Genomic DNA, 16598 nt, shown 5'->3' with positions numbered 1-16598 from the left:
TCAGAAGAAGCGGAAGCGCTCCGGGCCGAGATCCCACGGGTCGCGGTCGAGGTACTCGGCCGCCGCGCGGAACACCGCGCTCTCGATCATCATGCGGCGGTGCAGTTCGTCGTTGCGGTGCAGATGGCTCAGCCGCTCGATAGGCAGCCGGTAGAGGATGATGCGCTTGGCATCGCGCAGCACCGTCCACCGCGGGATGCCGTCACCGTCGGTCGCGGCCGGCATGTCGGCCACTTCGAACCGAACGTCGCGCAGGTCGTCCCACGCCGAGCGCAGGAACTCCGCCGCCGCGCCGACCGCGATGTCGAAGCGATCGACCCGCGTGTCGAGCGGGGGGAGCGGTGGGCGCACCACCGGGCTGCGGCCTTCGCGGCCGTGGCGGCCGTGGCGCGGGACGCGCCGGACGGCCCGCTCGCTCATCCGGGTGCGACGCCAAGCCATGCCCCCATCCTAGGTCTGTCGGACTCCTCGGTACCGAGACGTCGCAAATGGCCGTCCTCAGCGAGACACACCGGCCGTTCGCGACGTCTCGGCGGCCGGCATGGGCGAGGGGACGGCGGCTGGGGCGCGTGGCTCGGGCGGGACGGGGAGCGTGCGGCGCGGCATCCGTCGCGGCGGTGCGCCGGGCGGTAGCGTCGACCCGATGCGCGAGAGAGTCTGCTCCAAGGTCGGCTGTGCCCGTGAGGCCGTGTCGACCCTCACCTACGACTACGGCGACCAGATGGCGGCCCTCGGCCCCCTCGGTGCGGTGGGCGATCCGCATGCCCACGACCTGTGCGCCATCCACACCGACCGACTGTCCGTGCCCAAGGGCTGGGTGGTCGTGCGTCACGAGACGATGCGCGCCTGACTCCACCCGGTTCCGCGTGGGAGAATGGGCGGATGCCGACCCCCACTGCCGCTGCCATGACCGGCGCTCACCCGACCAACGCGCCCGCCGCGGCATCCGTCTCAGCCTTCGAGTACGAGGTCGCAGACCTCTCGCTCGCCGAAGCGGGCCGGCACCAGCTGCGGCTGGCCGAGAACGAGATGCCGGGACTCATGGCCCTGCGCGAGGAGTTCGGCCCGTCGCAGCCGCTGAAGGGCGCCCGCATCGCCGGGTCGCTGCACATGACGGTGCAGACGGCGGTGCTCATCGAGACGCTCGTGGCCCTGGGTGCGCAGGTGCGCTGGGCCAGCTGCAACATCTTCTCGACGCAGGACGAGGCTGCCGCGGCGGTCGTGGTGGGTCCTGCAGGCACCGTGGACGCGCCCGCGGGCGTGCCGGTGTTCGCGTGGAAGGGCGAGACCCTCGAGGAGTACTGGCGCCTCGCCGACCGCATCTTCGACTGGTCGGCCGAGGGCTTCGACGGTCCGAACATGATCCTCGACGACGGTGGTGACGCGACCCTGCTGGTGCACAAGGGCGTCGAGTTCGAGAAGGCCGGGTCGATTCCGGATGCCGCGGCCGACGACTCCGCCGAGTACCGCATCGTCCTCGACACGCTGCGGGCTTCGTTCGCCCGCGATCCGCAGCGCTTCACCCGCATGGCGGCGGGGCTGCTCGGGGTCACGGAAGAGACCACCACGGGCGTCCACCGCCTGTACGAGCTCGCGGCATCCGGGGATCTTCTCTTCCCCGCCATCAACGTCAACGACTCGGTCACCAAGTCCAAGTTCGACAACACCTACGGCATCCGCCACTCCCTACCCGACGGCCTCAACCGCGCCACCGACGTGCTGATCGGCGGCAAGGTCGTGTTCGTCGCCGGCTACGGAGACGTGGGCAAGGGTGCCGCCGAGGCGCTGCGCGGACAGGGCGCACGCGTGATCGTCGGCGAGGTCGACCCCATCTGCGCCCTGCAGGCGGCGATGGACGGGTTCCAGGTCGCGCGCCTCGATGACCTGGCCGGCCAGGTCGACATCGTCGTGACGGGCACGGGCAACACGCGTGTCGTCACGGCCGAGCACCTGCTCGCCCTCAAGCACCTCGCGATCGTCGCCAACGTCGGCCACTTCGACGACGAGATCGACATGGCCGGGCTCGCCGCGATTCCGGGAGCGGAACGGGTCGAGATCAAGCCCCAGGTGCACGAGTGGCGCTTGCCCACGGGCCGCAGCGTGCTGGTTCTCAGCGAGGGACGCCTGATGAACCTCGGCAACGCCACGGGGCATCCGTCGTTCGTCATGAGCGCGTCGTTCACGAACCAGGTGCTCGCCCAGATCGAGCTGTTCACCAAGCGCGAGGCCTACCCCATCGGCGTGTACACCCTGCCGAAGACGCTGGACGAGAAGGTCGCGCGCCTTCACCTCGCGGCGCTCGGCGTGGAGCTCACGACCCTCACCGACGAGCAGGCCGCCTACATCGGCGTCCCTGTCGAGGGTCCCTACAAGCTCGACCACTACCGCTACTGAGGTTTCGCCGGCGGGCGCCCCTTCGGGTCAGCGGGTGGGGAAGCCGCGCGGCGGGGCTGACACCGGGGCGGCGAGGGCCTCGGTGCGGGCGGCCTCGAGCTGCAGTGCGCGCAGCTCGCGCTCGCGGCGCACCGCGACGACGGCGATGAGGAATGTCTCGGGGTCGACCGCGGGTACCGGTGAGACGTGCTCGGCGGCTTCGCCGGCGAGGGATGCCGCGACTCGGGCGCGCGCCGAAGGCTCCATGTTCGCGGCCGACCGGGCGAACTGCGCGAGTCGCCGCGACAGCCGCTCCGGCAGGCGGGCGACGTCGGCCACCGCCGCCCACTCGACGAGCATCGGCGGGACCCCGAGCGCCGGGTCGGGCAGCTTCGGAGTGCGGGTGCGTTCGGAGTAGGTGCCGGCCAGCAGGTCGCCGAGACGCTGCGAGCGGGGCGTGAAGGCGCCCACCAGAGCGGCGACTGCGCCGATGGTGAACCACAGCTCGAAGACGCCGACCAGCGCGCGGATGAACGCGTGACGGAACCCCGCGGCGCCGCCGTCCGTGCGGACGATGCGGCCGCCGACGGCGAGCTTGCCGAGGCTGCGGCCGTGGGTCGTGGCCTCGACGACGGTCGGGACCACGACGGTCACGAGCACGATGACCACGATCGTGAGGATGGGGAACACCGCCTCGCTCACCACGCCGAGGCCGATCAGCCACGAGGTCACGAACACGAACAGCAGGATCAGCCCGACGCCGAGCAGCATGTCGATGAACACCCCGAGGGCGCGCATGAAGAACCCGAGCGGCTGCACGTCGAGGGCGACGGCTTCGCCGGTGAGTACCTCGTCCTGGTGGATGTCGACGATGGCGGGGCGATCGGAGGCCATGGCTACAGTTAATCGCATGGACCTCGACGCGCTGACCGCCGCTCGCCGAGCGGAGTGGGCGCGCCTGGACGAACTGAGCCGTTCGCGGCAGCTGTCCGGCGCCGAGGTCGACGAGCTGGTGGCCCGGTACCGGGCGGCATCGGCCGACCTCGCCGATGCCAAGACCTCGATCGGCCGCAGCGTTCAGGGCGACCACATCTCGACGATGCTCGCGCGGGCGCGGTTGCGCCTGACCGGGGCGCCGGAGAACGTCCTGCGTCAGATTCCGCGATTCTTCGTACTGCAGCTGCCGGCCGCGCTCTACCGCGTGCGCTGGCTGACTCTCGCGATCGCCCTCGGATTCGTCGCCGTCGCGACGGTGGTGGCGCTGTGGGTGGCGGGTGATCCCGCGCTCGTGGCGAGCCTGGGCAGCCGCGCGCAGCTCGAGCAGTACGCCGAGAACGAGTTCACCGACTACTACAGCGAGAACCCCGCCGCGGTCTTCGCCGGCACGGTGTGGACCAACAACGCCTGGATCGCCGCACAGTGCGTGTTGTTCGGCGTGACGGGGATCTGGCCGGTCATGGTCCTGGTGCAGAACGCGGTGGGCGTGGGTACCGCCGCGGCCGTCATGGTGGCGTTCGAGCGTGGCGACGTCTTCGTGCTGTACATCCTGCCCCACGGGCTGCTCGAGCTCACGAGCATCTTCGTCGCAGGCGCCGCGGGACTGCAGATCTTCTGGGCGTGGGTGGCTCCCGGTCCCCGCACGCGCGGCGAAGCGCTCGCCGCGGCCGGCCGGTCGCTGGCGACGATCGCGATCGGCCTGGTGATCGCGCTCGGCGTCTCGGGTCTCATCGAAGGCTTCGTGACCGCCCAGCCCTGGCCGTGGCCGCTCAAGATCGGCATCGGGGCGACGGCGCTCGGGCTCTTCCTGGCATACATGCTGATCGTGGGTCGCCGGGCGCACCGCCTGGGCGAGACCGGCGACCTCACCGAGTACGAGGCCGGCACGCCGACTCTCGTGGCGGGCTAGCGTGAGCCCGCGTCGCCGCTGAGCTCGCGGCATCCGTCGCCCTCGCGTGTCGCGCCCCTCTCCCGTTCACTTGCCCTGTTTGTACGCGATACCGGCGCGTCGACGTACATTCAGGGCAAGTGAACCGGCAGTTGTTTTGAATGACTCAAAACAACGGGTAGGCTGGGGGTATGACGAGCAGCCCCGCGATCGACGCGCACAGCGCGGACGCGGTCGAGAGGTTGCGCGGGGCGGGGCTGCGGGTCACCGAGCCCCGGCGAGCCGTCGTGGATGCACTCGGCAGCCGGCCGCACGCCAGCGCCGACGAGCTGTACGAGGTCGTCGCGCGCACGGTCCCCGGCACGAGCCTGCAATCGGTGTACAACGCGCTCGGTGACTTCGTCGACGCCGGGCTGGTGCGGCGCATCGAGCCGGCTGGCAGGCCCGGACTGTTCGAGCTGCGCGTCGACGACAACCACCATCACCTGGTGTGCTCCGAGTGCGGCGCCGTCGAGGACGTGGACTGCGTGACGGGGGATGCCCCGTGCCTGACGCCGTCCGACGCGCGCGGCTTCGTCGTGCACTCCGCCGAGGTGACGTTCTGGGGTGTGTGCCCCTCGTGCGCCACGGCCGCGGCATCCCGCCCCGCCTCTTGATCTCTGACGACCCACGGACCACCTGTCAAGGAAGGACGACATGACTGACAGCAACGAAACGATCCCCGAGATCGGCGAAGAGGCGAGCGGTGCCGACCAGGCGGTCACGCCGATCGACACGCCCGTCGACGAGCGCGCCGACGGCGAGACCCGGCCCCGCCCGAACGACGCCGACGCGTGCCCCGTGATCCACGGCGGCCAGCCGCACCCCACCACCGGCAGCGCCAACCGCGTGTGGTGGCCGAACCAGCTGAACCTCAAGATCCTCGCGAAGAACCCCGCCGTCGCGAATCCGCTCGGCGAGGACTTCGACTACAAGGCGGCCTTCGAGAAGCTCGACCTGGCCGAGGTGAAGAAGGACATCGAGTCCACCCTCACCACCTCGCAGCCGTGGTGGCCCGCCGACTTCGGTCACTACGGTCCCCTCATGATCCGCATGGCGTGGCACAGCGCGGGCACGTACCGCATCACGGACGGCCGTGGCGGCGGCGGCGCCGGCCAGCAGCGCTTCGCGCCGCTGAACAGCTGGCCCGACAACGTCAACCTCGACAAGGCGCGCCGCGTCCTGTGGCCGGTCAAGAAGAAGTACGGCCAGAGCCTGTCGTGGGCCGATCTCATGATCCTCGCCGGCAACGTCGCGCTCGAGTCGATGGGCTTCAAGACCCTGGGCTTCGGCGGCGGCCGCGCCGACGTGTGGGAGCCGGACGACGACGTGTACTGGGGTCCCGAGACCGAATGGCTCGGCGACGACCGCTACTCGGGGGATCGCGAGCTGGAGAAGCCGCTCGCAGCGGTGCAGATGGGTCTCATCTACGTCAATCCGGAGGGCCCCAACGGCAACCCCGACCCGCTCGCCTCGGCGCGCGACATCCGCGAGACCTTCGGGCGGATGGCGATGAACGATGAGGAGACGGTCGCGCTGATCGCCGGTGGCCACACCTTCGGCAAGACGCACGGCGCCGCCCCCGACACGAACGTCGAAGACAACCCGGAGGCCGCCGGTCTGGAGCAGCAGGGCCTGGGCTGGAAGAACAACCACGCCTCGGGCAAGGGCGACGACACCATCACGTCGGGCCTCGAGGTGACGTGGACCTACCACCCCACGCGCTGGGACAACGAGTTCCTGCACATCCTGTACGCGTACGACTGGGAGCTCATGGAGAGCCCCGCCGGCGGTCATCAGTGGCGCCCGAAGCACGGCGCCGGTGCCGACATGGTGCCGCTCGCGCACGACCCCGCGCAGCGTCGTGAGCCCCGCATGCTCACGAGCGACATCGCCCTGCGCACCGACCCCGAGTACGCGAAGATCACGCGCCGCTTCCTCGAGCACCCGGATGAGTTCGCCGACGCGTTCGCCCGCGCATGGTTCAAGCTGACCCACCGCGACATGGGTCCGATCGAGCGCTACCTGGGCCCCGAGGTTCCGCAGGAAGAGCTCATCTGGCAAGACCGCGTCCCCGCGGTCGACCACGAGCTCATCGACGCCGACGACGCAGCCGCCCTCAAGGCGCAGATCCTCGGCGCCGGGCTCACGACCGCTCAGCTCGTCTCGACCACGTGGGCGGCGGCATCCACCTTCCGCGGCAGCGACAAGCGTGGCGGCGTGAACGGCGCCCGCATCCGCCTCGAGCCGCAGAAGGACTGGCAGGTCAACCGTCCGACCGAGCTGGCCACCGTGCTGTCGGCGCTGGAGGGCATCCAGGCGTCGTTCAACGAGGGCCGCACCGACGGCAAGAAGGTGTCGCTGGCCGACCTCATCGTGCTCGCCGGCAACGCGGCGGTCGAGCAGGCGGCGAAGGCCGCCGGTGTCGACGCCGAGGTGGTCTTCCATCCGGGCCGCACCGACGCCACTCAGGAGCAGACCGACACCCTGTCGTTCCACTTCCTCGAGCCGGTCGCCGACGGATTCCGCAACTACTACGGTCCGAAGGCGTTCCTGCCGCAGGAGCACCACCTCATCGACAAGGCGAACCTGCTGACCCTCAGCGCGCCCGAGATGACGGTGCTCGTCGGCGGTCTGCGCGTGCTCGGTGCGAACTGGGACGGCGCGCAGTACGGCGTCTTCACCGACCGGCCGGGCGTGCTCACGAACGACTTCTTCGTGAACCTGCTCGATCTCGGCAAGACATGGAAGCCGCTGGACCCGGGCTCGCAGGCGTTCGAGGCGACCGAAGACGGCACGGGCGAGGTCTTCGGCCGGGGCACGCGTGTCGACCTGCTGTTCGGCTCGAACTCGGAGCTGCGCGCCGTGGCCGAGGTGTACGCCAGCGACGACGCGAACGAGAAGTTCGTGCGCGACTTCGTCGAGGCATGGGGCAAGGTCACCGAACTGGACCGCTTCGACCTGGTCTGAGCGAGTCCCGACGGCAACGACGAGAGCGGCCCGCCCCGATTCCGGGGCGGGCCGCTCTGCGTCGTGGTGGGGTCAGCGGGCGTCGGGAACCCGTGCCTCGGCGCGGGCCGGCGGCACCGAGCCCTTCGCCTCGAACAGCGCGCGGTGCAGGACGCCGCCGAGGATTCCGCCGATGATCGGGAACACGATGAACACCCATACCTGCGACAGCGGACCCTCCCCGCCATAGATCGCCGCGGCGATCGATCGCGCGGGGTTGACCGACGTGTTGTCGATCGGGATCGAGATGAGGTGGATGAGGGTCAGCGTCAGGCCGATCGCGAGCGGCGCCAGCGCGGCGGTGCCGCGCGAGGGGTGCGTCACACCGAGGATGATCAGCACGAAGATGGCCGTCAGCAGGATCTCGGCGACGACGACCGCCCAGAACCCGAACCCGCCGGGCGACAGCTCGCCGAACCCGTTCGAGGCGAACCCGCCGTCCTGGGCGGTGGCCAGCCAGCCGTCGGGCCCGAACACGCCGATGAGCACGATGACGGTGGTGGCCAGCGCCCCGCCGATCAGCTGCGCGATGATGTATCCGACACTGTCCTTCCACGCGAAGCGACCGGATGCTGCGAGCCCCAGCGTGACGGCCGGGTTGAAGTGACCGCCTGAGACCGGACCCCACGCGTAGGCGCCGACCAGGACCGTCAGGCCGAAGGCCAGCGCGACGCCCACGAAGCCGACGCCGAGCGGATTTCCCTCCGACCCGGCGGGGAACGAGGCAGCGAACAGGGCAGTGCCCACGCCCCCGAGCACGAGCAGAAACGTACCCAGTGCCTCAGCCACGAGCTTGGTCGCCGTACTCGGCAGGGTGTTGGTATCCGACATGGCGGACTCCTTTCCTCGTCGCGAGGGTATCGGCATGTTCAGACGATTCCCAGGAAACGCGTGCGGAGTGTCCGCGGATTACCCGCCATCGCTCCCAGGTTTCACTCGCTGTTCAGGCATTCGTCGCCGAGATCGACGTCACAGGCGGCCGGCCGCCTTGAGCGCGAGGTAACGGTCGGCGATCCTCGGGGGCAGGGCCTCCGGGGTGTCGGCGATCGCCTCGGCGCCTGCCCGGCCGATCGCCGCAGCGACGATGGCGGCGTCGCGTGACGAGCGCTCGACGGCCGCGGCGTGGTACACCTCAGCAGCGTCGGGTCTCTCGGGGAGCACGGGCTTCTCGTCGGTCACGGTCCCGACCAGCACGTGCGCCCGTTGCGTGAGCGCGCTGAGCGAGCCGAGGAATCCGCGCGCCGCCTCGGCGGCATCCTGCGCCGTCATCAGCACCACGAGCGATGGCCGCGACGCGAGGGCGCCGAGCTGCGCGAACGCGGCGTCCCAGTCCGTGTCGATCAGTTGCGGCTCGACCGGAGCCATCGCATCCACCAGGGCGGGCAGCAGACCGGGTCCGTCCACGCGCGTCACCCGCGCGCGGACGACGCGGTCGAACATCAGCAGGTGCACGTGGTCGCCGGCCCGCGCCGCCAGCGCGGCGAGCAGCAGCGCCGCTTCCATCGCGGCATCCATCCGCACGCCGTCGGCGACGCGAGCGGCCGCGGTCCGTCCGGTGTCGATCACGATCACGACGTGACGGTCGCGCTCGGGGCGCCACGTGCGCAGCATCGTGGTGCCCGCGCGTGCCGTCGCACGCCAGTCGATCGAGCGCACGTCATCGCCGCGGACATACTCGCGCAGGCTGTCGAACTCGGTCCCCTGCCCGCGAACCTGGACGCTGGTGTTGCCGTCGAGTTCGCGCAGCCGCGCGAGGCGCGAGGGCAGGTGGCGCCGCGCCGTGAACGGCGGCAGCACGCGGATCGTGCCGGGGGCGTCGATGCGCGCCTGTCGTCCGGCGAGCCGCAGGGGTCCGTCGGAGCGCACCACGACGAAGCGGCTGGCCAGCTCGCCGCGGCGGCGGGGGAGGAGCGGGATGCCGAAACGCCGGCTCTCACCGGGTGGGATGACGATCGCCGGCCGGTCGGTCGGGGCGCCGGCGGTGGGCTGCCACGCGTCGCGGAACCGACCCCGCAGCGTGCGTGCGCCGTCGTTGCGGATCACGATGTCTGCCAGGACGGGCTGCCCGAGCAGAACCCGCCGGGGCAGCTTCCTCTCGATGCTGATGCGGCGCGGATCCGGTGCTGCCGCAGCGTCGGCGAGGGTCGCCGCCGCGCACAGCAACGCCCACGCCGCGGCGCTCAGCCACGGGTTCACGCCGGCGATCGAGAGCAGCGCGACGGGCACCGCGCCGAGGGCGACGAGGAGCGGGACGCGACCGGTGACGTACATCGAGGTCAGATGGGGACGCGAGTCTGCTGCAGCACGGACCCGAGGACCGCGTCCACCGAGACACCTTCGAGCTCGGCGTCCGGCCGCAGACGGATGCGGTGGCGCCACGTCGGCACCAGCATGGTCTGCACGTGGTCCGGCGTGATCGCGGGATATCCGCCGAGCCATGCCCATGCCTTCGAGGCCGCGAGCAGCGCCGTGGCCGCGCGCGGGCTGACCCCGAGCTGCACCGACGGGCTGCGCCGCGTGGCCTGCGCGAGATCGACGACGTAGCCCAGCACGTCGTCCGAGACGGCGACGGATGCCGCTGCCCGCTGCGCGGCGCGGATCTCATCGGCCGTCGCCGCCCGCACAAGGCCCGCGGCGGCGAGGTCGCGGGGGTCGAACCCGCTCGCGTGGCGGCGGAGCACCGCGAGCTCGGCCTCGCGCGCCGGAACCTCGACGACCAGCTTGAGCAGGAATCGATCCAGTTGCGCCTCGGGCAGCGTGTACGTGCCCTCGTGCTCGATCGGGTTCTGGGTCGCCGCGACGAGGAACGGGTCGGGGAGGGCTCGCGTGACACCGTCAGAGGACACCTGCCGCTCCTCCATGGCCTCCAGGAGCGCCGCCTGCGTCTTGGGTGGTGTGCGGTTGATCTCGTCGGCCAGCACGATGTTCGTGAACACGGGCCCCTCGCGGAACTCGAACTCGCCGGTCTTCGCGTCGTAGACGAGCGATCCCGACACGTCGCCCGGCATCAGGTCGGGCGTGAACTGCACGCGCTTGGTGTCGAGCCCGAGCGCGGTGCTGAACGCGCGCACGAGCAGCGTCTTGGCGACGCCCGGCACACCCTCCAGCAGCACATGCCCCCGAGCAAGGAGTGCGATGAGCAGTCCCGTCACCGTGCCGTCCTGGCCGATGACGGCCTTGCCCACCTCGGCACGGACGCGATTCATCGCCTCGCGCAGCTCGGCATCATCGGGTGCGACCGTCGTCGCGGGGGAGGGGTCGGTCATCTCGGATTCCTTTCCGGGCGGACGGCCGCATGCACGGCGTCCTCGAGGTGTCGGAGGCGGGCGCTCAGCTCGACGAGGTCGGCGTCGCTGCGTGGGATGTCTTCTATCAGGATGCCGCGCACGGCGCCGCGATCCAGTCCGGTGCGTCCTGCTGCCGCGTCGGCGATCTCGGGAGCGGACGCCCCTGGGCCGAGCCCGAGCAGTCGCGCGAGGCGCTCGAGGGCGCCGAGGCGCAGCTGATCCGCGGCGTGGACGGCGTCGCGCGAACGGGCGTACAGGCGTGCCCGACCCTCCGTGGTCTCCGATACCCGCACCATCACCGGCAGCCTTTCGGCCACGAGCGGGCCGAAGCGCCTGCCGCGCCAGATGCCCGCCGCGAGGCCCGCGATCAGCAGCAGGACGATCACCGGGCTCACCCACGGCGGCGTGAGCTCGCCGAGCGAAGGGTCGGTGTTCTCGAGGTCGGTGTCGCCGAGGCCCGGCACATACCAGACGACGAGCGGATGGCGTCCCATGAGGCTGGCCGCCAGTGCGGCGTTGCCGTTGTCGGCGAGATACTCGTTGGAGAACAGCGCGCGGCCGTCGACGGCGGTGACTCGACCATCGCCACCGTATGCGCCGACGAGGAGACCATGCCCCCCGTCCACGGGATAGCACGCCGTCACGCCGTCGGCGTCTTCGACATCGAAGATCGAGCCCGGTTCGACCGGGCCGGAGCGCTCGGCATCCGGGAGATCGCACGCGGGAGCGACCGTTCCGACAGGAGCGACGCCGGCGGGGCTCGCACCGGGCAGGAAGAGATCGAGCGTCCGCGCCCGGGGGTCGATGAGCACGATGTCGGTGGCGTCGGCGGCGAGCATCTCGACCGCGTCGTCCGACAGAGCGGGGGTGTCGGGCAGGATCAGCGTCGCGGTGCCGTCGGACAGCGCTCGTGCCGCGGCATCCCGATCCCGCACGATCTCGACCTCGACACCGCGGTCTCGGAGGATCTCGGCGATCGCACGGGTGCCTGTCGGGCCCGCGGATGCGGGATCGAGCGCTCCGCGCGCGGCCCATTCGTTCGCCGCCGTGATCGCCGCGCCGACGCCGCCGATCACCACGAGCGCGACGCCGATCGCGATCCACGCTGCGACCCGGCGACCGCGCCTCGGCGAGGCGGTTTCGACCTCGACGGGCGCGGCGGCGCTCACGAGGCCACCTCCTGCCGCTCACGCGCCGCCGGACGCGAGCTCGCGACCACATCGTCGACCTCGGCGACCAGCCGGTAGAGCTCGGGCGTGCCCGGACGACGCAAGTACCTAACGTCGTCGAAAGCGGCCGCGGCCTCCTCGAGACGGGCCGCGTGCTGCGGGAAGGCGCCGGCCGCTGCGCGCGCGAACCCGTGGACGGTGGCACCAGGTGGTGGGTCGACGACCCCCCGCTCGAGGCATCCGCGTGCGAGGGCCCGGAACCGCAGGACGACGGCCGGCTCCCACTCTCCGGCGCGCGCGTGGGCCGCCGCGGCAGCGCGCAGCTCGCTCGCCGAGCGGTGCTCGCTCTCTCCGAACAGCAGGGGGGCCGACCGGGGTGCCCGCCGCGTCGCGCGCGGCAGGCCCCACACCAGGAACGCCGCGACGATGACCCCGACCACGACGACGGCCGCCACGACCGCGAACGCCGAGGCCCAGCCGCCCGAGACCTCGGGCGAGAGCAGCGATGCGATGAAGTCGCCGATCGCGCGCGCGATGCGGTCGAACGGGGTCGGCTCCGCGATGTCGTAGACCGGGTCGGACAGCTCTCGCTCGGCCCAATCGCGCCCTTCCTCGCCATCCGGTGTGAGGGGCGGCACGCCGTCGGCGCGGTGGACGATCTCGCGCACGAACTCCGGCACGGCGGTGGTCAGCCCCACGGCGACTGTCGGTCGGTGCCGTCGGAGGGGGCGCCCGGAGCGGTCCATGCCGTCGGCGCGGGAGCCTGGTCCTCGGCTTCGGGTGCCGCGGCGTCACCCGCTGGCGCGGCCGGAGCCTGCGGTGCCGCTGTCGCCGGAGCGGGAGGCTGTGCCGGTGCCGGAGCGGGAGCCGTTGCCGGTGCCGGAGCGGGAGCCGGTGCCGGTGCTGCATACTGCGGCTGGGTGGCGTACGGCGGCTGGGTGGCGTACGGCGGCTGGGTGGCGTACGGCGGCTGCCCGGGAGGGGGCGACCCGGCATGGCCGGGCTGGCTCGGATACGCGCCCTGCCCCGCGTACGCAGGCTGCCCCGGGTACGCAGGCTGCCCCGGGTACGGGGGCTGTGCCGGGTAGGCGCCGGGAGCCGCGTACGCACCCGTGGGCCAGCCGCGCGGCGCGACGACACGGCCGATGTGCTCGCGGTACGGGTCGCCCAGGTCCCCGGCTCCGGCATCCCGCTTCTCCATGTACGTGAGCAGGTCGAGGTCGAGTCCCTCGCGGCGCATGCGGCAGTCGATGTAGATGATGGCCGTCGCCGTGGCCTGCACCACGATCGCCACAGACTGCAGCAGCAGCGTCAGCACCTGTGTCAGCAGGCCGGTGGCGAGGATCGCGATGATGGCACTGGGCTCGGGGTCCCCGGTCGGCGCGATGACGGTCGTCAGCCCCATCGACAGGAACCCAAGGGGAATGCTCACCACCTGCGCGACGGCGCCGAAGATCACCGAGATCACGAGGATGATGCCCAGGGCAGGCCAGAACCTCCCGCGCGTGAGCGTCCACGAGCGCTTGAGCGCCTGAACGATCGTCGCGTGCTCGATGATGATCGTCGCCGGTACGAGCAGCAGCTTGATCATGAGCCACCACGTCAGCGGAATCGCAGCGAGGATCAGCAGGATCGAGAGGACGATCGCAGCCGGCGGGGCGACGACGGCGATGCCGATCATTCCGAGCACCACGAGCACGATGACCGCGATGATCGCCAGGATGACGAGCACCGAGTAGCCGATGAGCCGCCACACGATGGGCTTGATCTGGCGCCACAGCTGGCCGAGTGTGAGCTTCTCGGCGAGGGCGGCGTGGGTCACCTCGACCACGACGATGCCCTGCACGATGACGCTCAGGGCCCCGGCGGCGAGGCCGAGCACGATGCCTGTCACGGCAGTGAGGGCGATCGATCCGGCGAGCACCGTCTCGTACTCGTCGGTGCCGGGCTGCAGGGTGTCGAGGCGGGAGAACGACGCGAACGAGACGCCGAGCACGGCCGCCAGCACGACGAGGTACGCCAGGGTCTGCACGATCAGCGCGAAGCCGAGCAGCACGCGGGGATTCTGGCGCAGGGCGGCGAACGAGCGGCCGAGGATCGTGCCGAACGTCAGTGGGTGGAGCGGGATGATCCCCGGGCGGGATGCCGGCGTCCAGGCCGGGTACGCGGTCACGGTGTTCCCCTCTCCGTCGCGCCCGCCTCGATCCGCGGAGCGGTGCCCGGGGGGCGGGCCGGACCCCTATCGTTTCATATCAGCCGCATGCCCCGCCCCGGCCGTTCGGCGCCGTCTCGGCCTGTGCTCGGCCTGTGCTCAGGCCGCGTCGACTACTCTGTGTGGAGCGCATGGGGACGGCGCTGCCGTGACCCCGTGGCGGGACGTAAAGGAACGAACGCGCGCGATGACTTCACGCATCCTGGTGGTCGACGACGACACCGCTCTGGCCGAGATGATCGGCATCGTGCTGCGCACCGAGGGATTCGAGCCCGTGTTCTGCGCCGACGGCACGCAGGCCGTGGACGCCTGGCGCACCGAGAAGCCCGACCTGATCCTTCTGGATCTGATGCTTCCGGGCATGGACGGCATCGAGATCTGCACCAGCATCCGGGCCGAGTCCGGCATCCCCATCATCATGCTCACCGCCCGCACCGACACCGCCGACGTCGTGAAGGGGCTGGAGTCCGGAGCCGACGACTACATCGTCAAGCCCTTCAACCCGAAGGAGCTAGTGGCGCGCATCCGCACGCGTCTGCGCCCGGCGACACCCCAGGGCAACGACACCCTGCGCATCGGCGACCTGACCGTGGACGTGGCCGCGCACGAGGTGCGTCGTGACGATGAGCCGATCGCGCTCACGCCGCTGGAGTTCGAGCTGCTGGTGGCGCTTGCCTCGAAGCCGCAGCAGGTGTTCTCCCGCGAAATGCTGCTCGAACAGGTCTGGGGCTATCACTACAAGGCCGACACCCGACTGGTGAACGTGCACGTGCAGCGCCTGCGCGCCAAGGTCGAGCAGGACCCCGACAACCCCAGAATCGTCACGACCGTGCGCGGTGTGGGCTACCGCGCCGGCGCCGTGGTCTGAGGCGCTCATGGCAGCCCCGACCACCGGGGTCACGGCGACCCGGACGCCGCTGAAGGGCTGGCGGCTCTGGCGTGCGTGGCCGGGCAACATCGCCACGCTGTGGCGCCGGTCGCTGCGCTTCCGGACCCTGGTGGCGACGCTGGGCCTGACGGCCGTGGCGGTGATCATCGCGTGCGTGTGGATGGCGCTGGCGATTCAGAACGACCTGTTCGACTCCCGCAAGGATCAGGTGCTCTCGGACGCCGCGCAGGCCAGAAGCGCCGCGCAGGTGACACTGGACGCCGCCGTGCAGAGCGACGGCGTGCAGTTGCAGAATGTCATGGCGCTGGCGACACGGACCCTCACCGACCAGTCCTCCAGCGACCTGCTGGCCGTCTTCCGCATCGGACCGCCGGTGCCCAACGCCCCGCAGGACTTCAGCATCGGCAGCTTCGAGCCCGGCGACGAGGTCCTGACCGAAGCGATGCGCACGAGCGTTCGCGCCAACCCGGAGCGGCAGATCTGGCAGTCCGTGGCGCTGCCCACCGGCGACGGCGACACCACCCCGGGAATCATGGTCGGCCAGCAGCTGACCGTGCCGGGCGTTGCGTCGTACGAGCTGTATCTCGGCTACGACCTCGCCAACGCGCCGCAGACACTCGGGTTCGTCCAGGGCACGCTGTGGGTGGTGGGCATCGGCCTGGTCCTGCTCATCGGCGCCATCGCCTGGTTCGTCCTGAGGTCGGTGACCACGCCGATCAGCGAAGCCGCCGATACCAGCGCGCAGCTGGCCGCCGGCGAGCTGGGCGTGCGGCTGCCGGTGCGCGGCGAGGACGAACTGGCGACGCTCGGCCGATCTTTCAACGCGATGGCCGACAGCATCGAGTCGCAGATCAAGGAACTCGCCGAGCTGTCGCTCGTGCAGCAGCGCTTCGTCTCCGACGTGTCGCATGAGCTGCGCACGCCACTGACCACGATCCGACTGGCCGCCGACATGATCAACGACCAGCGCGACGATTTCGATCCCGCCACCGCACGTGCCGCCGAGCTGCTCAACGCGCAGGTGCAGCGGTTCGAGCTGCTGCTGACGGACCTCCTCGAGATCAGTCGCTACGACGCCGGCTCCGTGCAGCTCGACCTCGAGCCGACGAGCCTGGCGCACCTCGCCGAGGACGTCATCGCATCGATGGAGCAGCTGGCGGAGCAGCACGGCAGCGACGTGAGGCTGGTGGCGCCGGGCGGGTACTCACCGGTCGAGATGGACCCTCGCCGTGTGCGGCGGGTCGTGCGCAATCTGCTGGGCAATGCCATCGAGCACGGGGAGGGCCGTCCCATCGTGGTGACGGTCGACAGTAACCAGCATGCCGTGGCCATCGGAGTACGTGACTTCGGCCTGGGCATGAAGCCCGAGGACGTCGAGCGCGTCTTCGACCGGTTCTGGCGCGCCGATCCCTCGCGGACCCGCACGATCGGCGGCACCGGCCTCGGGCTGTCGATCGCCCTCGGCGACGCGAAACTGCACGGCGGGGAGCTGGCCGTGTGGTCCGGTCTCGGACGCGGCACGCACTTCGTCCTCACCCTGCCGCGTCGCGGCATACCGCTGCAGGGAGCGTCGCCCATCGCGATCGACCCGGGCGACGACTCCATCGCCGGAGTGGAGGATCTCGGGCTCACCCAGCCGATCGATCTGCCGCGGCCGGGCAACGGGCAACCGCCGTCCAGCGCCGCGACCGGGGCGACGGATGCTCCGACCCGCGGAGGTGTGTCATGACAAGGC

The 16598-nt window shown here is 71.0% G+C and carries 15 protein-coding genes; 7 read left to right on the top strand and 8 right to left on the bottom strand.

Features of this window, described 5'->3' with window-relative positions; translation table 11 throughout:
- Positions 1–441, bottom strand: a complete 441-nt coding sequence (locus K0817_RS13125; protein WP_219981947.1) for a metallopeptidase family protein — start codon at positions 439–441, stop codon at positions 1–3.
- Between the two features lie 202 nt (positions 442–643).
- On the opposite strand from K0817_RS13125, the gene K0817_RS13120 reads away from it, so the two are divergent.
- Together K0817_RS13120 and ahcY are read left to right on the top strand one after the other, a co-directional pair.
- Positions 644–850, top strand: a complete 207-nt coding sequence (locus K0817_RS13120) for a DUF3499 family protein (RefSeq protein ID WP_168912382.1) — start codon at positions 644–646, stop codon at positions 848–850.
- A gap of 56 nt (positions 851–906) precedes the next feature.
- Entirely contained in the window at positions 907–2394 is a 1488-nt protein-coding gene (gene ahcY, locus K0817_RS13115) for an adenosylhomocysteinase (protein WP_219981998.1), read from the top strand.
- 27 nt (positions 2395–2421) lie between these two features.
- Here ahcY and K0817_RS13110 read toward each other — a convergent pair whose 3' ends face one another.
- Positions 2422–3267, bottom strand: a complete 846-nt coding sequence (locus tag K0817_RS13110; RefSeq protein WP_219981946.1) for an RDD family protein — start codon at positions 3265–3267, stop codon at positions 2422–2424.
- A 16-nt stretch (positions 3268–3283) separates the two neighbouring features.
- On the opposite strand from K0817_RS13110, the gene K0817_RS13105 reads away from it, so the two are divergent.
- The 3 genes from K0817_RS13105 to katG all read left to right on the top strand — a co-directional run bounded on the left by K0817_RS13105 (position 3284) and on the right by katG (position 7267).
- Positions 3284–4279 carry a stage II sporulation protein M gene (locus K0817_RS13105; protein WP_219981945.1) on the top strand — a complete coding sequence of 332 codons (996 nt, stop codon included), beginning with the start codon at positions 3284–3286 and terminating at the stop codon, positions 4277–4279.
- Between the two features lie 170 nt (positions 4280–4449).
- Positions 4450–4914, top strand: coding sequence for a Fur family transcriptional regulator (locus K0817_RS13100; RefSeq protein ID WP_219981944.1), 465 nt, complete (start codon positions 4450–4452; stop codon positions 4912–4914).
- A 40-nt stretch (positions 4915–4954) separates the two neighbouring features.
- Positions 4955–7267 (top strand): catalase/peroxidase HPI, encoded by a 2313-nt coding sequence (gene katG / locus K0817_RS13095; protein ID WP_219981943.1) that lies wholly within the window; start codon positions 4955–4957, stop codon positions 7265–7267.
- A gap of 72 nt (positions 7268–7339) precedes the next feature.
- Here katG and aqpZ read toward each other — a convergent pair whose 3' ends face one another.
- The 6 genes from aqpZ to K0817_RS13065 form a co-directional block, all read right to left on the bottom strand.
- Positions 7340–8137 carry an aquaporin Z gene (gene aqpZ, locus K0817_RS13090; RefSeq protein ID WP_219981942.1) on the bottom strand — a complete coding sequence of 266 codons (798 nt, stop codon included), beginning with the start codon at positions 8135–8137 and terminating at the stop codon, positions 7340–7342.
- 138 nt (positions 8138–8275) lie between these two features.
- A complete protein-coding gene (locus tag K0817_RS13085; protein WP_219981941.1) occupies positions 8276–9577 on the bottom strand; it encodes a DUF58 domain-containing protein in 1302 nt (433 codons plus the stop codon).
- Between the two features lie 5 nt (positions 9578–9582).
- Entirely contained in the window at positions 9583–10572 is a 990-nt protein-coding gene (locus tag K0817_RS13080; protein ID WP_219981940.1) for a MoxR family ATPase, read from the bottom strand.
- Positions 10569–11762 carry a DUF4350 domain-containing protein gene (locus tag K0817_RS13075; RefSeq protein ID WP_219981939.1) on the bottom strand — a complete coding sequence of 398 codons (1194 nt, stop codon included), beginning with the start codon at positions 11760–11762 and terminating at the stop codon, positions 10569–10571. Before K0817_RS13075 ends, K0817_RS13080 begins: the two co-directional genes overlap by 4 nt.
- Complete coding sequence (locus K0817_RS13070) at positions 11759–12460, bottom strand: DUF4129 domain-containing protein (RefSeq protein WP_219981938.1); 702 nt, start codon at positions 12458–12460, stop codon at positions 11759–11761. The genes K0817_RS13075 and K0817_RS13070 overlap by 4 nt, the downstream gene beginning before the upstream one ends.
- A complete protein-coding gene (locus K0817_RS13065) occupies positions 12451–13935 on the bottom strand; it encodes a glycerophosphoryl diester phosphodiesterase membrane domain-containing protein (protein ID WP_219981937.1) in 1485 nt (494 codons plus the stop codon). Before K0817_RS13065 ends, K0817_RS13070 begins: the two co-directional genes overlap by 10 nt.
- 226 nt (positions 13936–14161) lie before the next feature.
- On the opposite strand from K0817_RS13065, the gene mtrA reads away from it, so the two are divergent.
- Both mtrA and mtrB read left to right on the top strand, forming a co-directional pair.
- Positions 14162–14842 carry an MtrAB system response regulator MtrA gene (gene mtrA / locus K0817_RS13060; RefSeq protein ID WP_219981936.1) on the top strand — a complete coding sequence of 227 codons (681 nt, stop codon included), beginning with the start codon at positions 14162–14164 and terminating at the stop codon, positions 14840–14842.
- A gap of 7 nt (positions 14843–14849) precedes the next feature.
- The gene (mtrB, locus tag K0817_RS13055) at positions 14850–16592 is read left to right on the top strand and encodes an MtrAB system histidine kinase MtrB (protein ID WP_219981935.1); all 1743 of its coding nucleotides are present in this window, start codon (positions 14850–14852) and stop codon (positions 16590–16592) included.
- Positions 16593–16598 lie beyond the last annotated feature (6 nt).

Source organism: Microbacterium sp. HD4P20 (assembly GCF_019449275.2).
Classification (GTDB): domain Bacteria; phylum Actinomycetota; class Actinomycetes; order Actinomycetales; family Microbacteriaceae; genus Microbacterium.
This window is presented reverse-complemented; position numbering and strand designations above follow the sequence as displayed.

Excerpts from the sequence above, each read along its gene's own strand:
- katG (WP_219981943.1), top strand. The coding sequence starts at position 4,955 with ATGACTGACAGCAACGAAACGATCCCCGAGATCGGCGAAGAGGCGAGC.
- mtrB (WP_219981935.1), top strand. The coding sequence starts at position 14,850 with ATGGCAGCCCCGACCACCGGGGTCACGGCGACCCGGACGCCGCTGAAG.
- K0817_RS13080 (WP_219981940.1), bottom strand. The coding sequence starts at position 10,572 with ATGACCGACCCCTCCCCCGCGACGACGGTCGCACCCGATGATGCCGAG.
- aqpZ (WP_219981942.1), bottom strand. The coding sequence starts at position 8,137 with ATGTCGGATACCAACACCCTGCCGAGTACGGCGACCAAGCTCGTGGCT.
- ahcY (WP_219981998.1), top strand. The coding sequence starts at position 907 with ATGACCGGCGCTCACCCGACCAACGCGCCCGCCGCGGCATCCGTCTCA.
- K0817_RS13125 (WP_219981947.1), bottom strand. The coding sequence starts at position 441 with ATGGCTTGGCGTCGCACCCGGATGAGCGAGCGGGCCGTCCGGCGCGTC.
- K0817_RS13105 (WP_219981945.1), top strand. The coding sequence starts at position 3,284 with ATGGACCTCGACGCGCTGACCGCCGCTCGCCGAGCGGAGTGGGCGCGC.
- K0817_RS13100 (WP_219981944.1), top strand. The coding sequence starts at position 4,450 with ATGACGAGCAGCCCCGCGATCGACGCGCACAGCGCGGACGCGGTCGAG.
- K0817_RS13085 (WP_219981941.1), bottom strand. The coding sequence starts at position 9,577 with ATGTACGTCACCGGTCGCGTCCCGCTCCTCGTCGCCCTCGGCGCGGTG.
- K0817_RS13120 (WP_168912382.1), top strand. The coding sequence starts at position 644 with ATGCGCGAGAGAGTCTGCTCCAAGGTCGGCTGTGCCCGTGAGGCCGTG.
- K0817_RS13110 (WP_219981946.1), bottom strand. The coding sequence starts at position 3,267 with ATGGCCTCCGATCGCCCCGCCATCGTCGACATCCACCAGGACGAGGTA.
- mtrA (WP_219981936.1), top strand. The coding sequence starts at position 14,162 with ATGACTTCACGCATCCTGGTGGTCGACGACGACACCGCTCTGGCCGAG.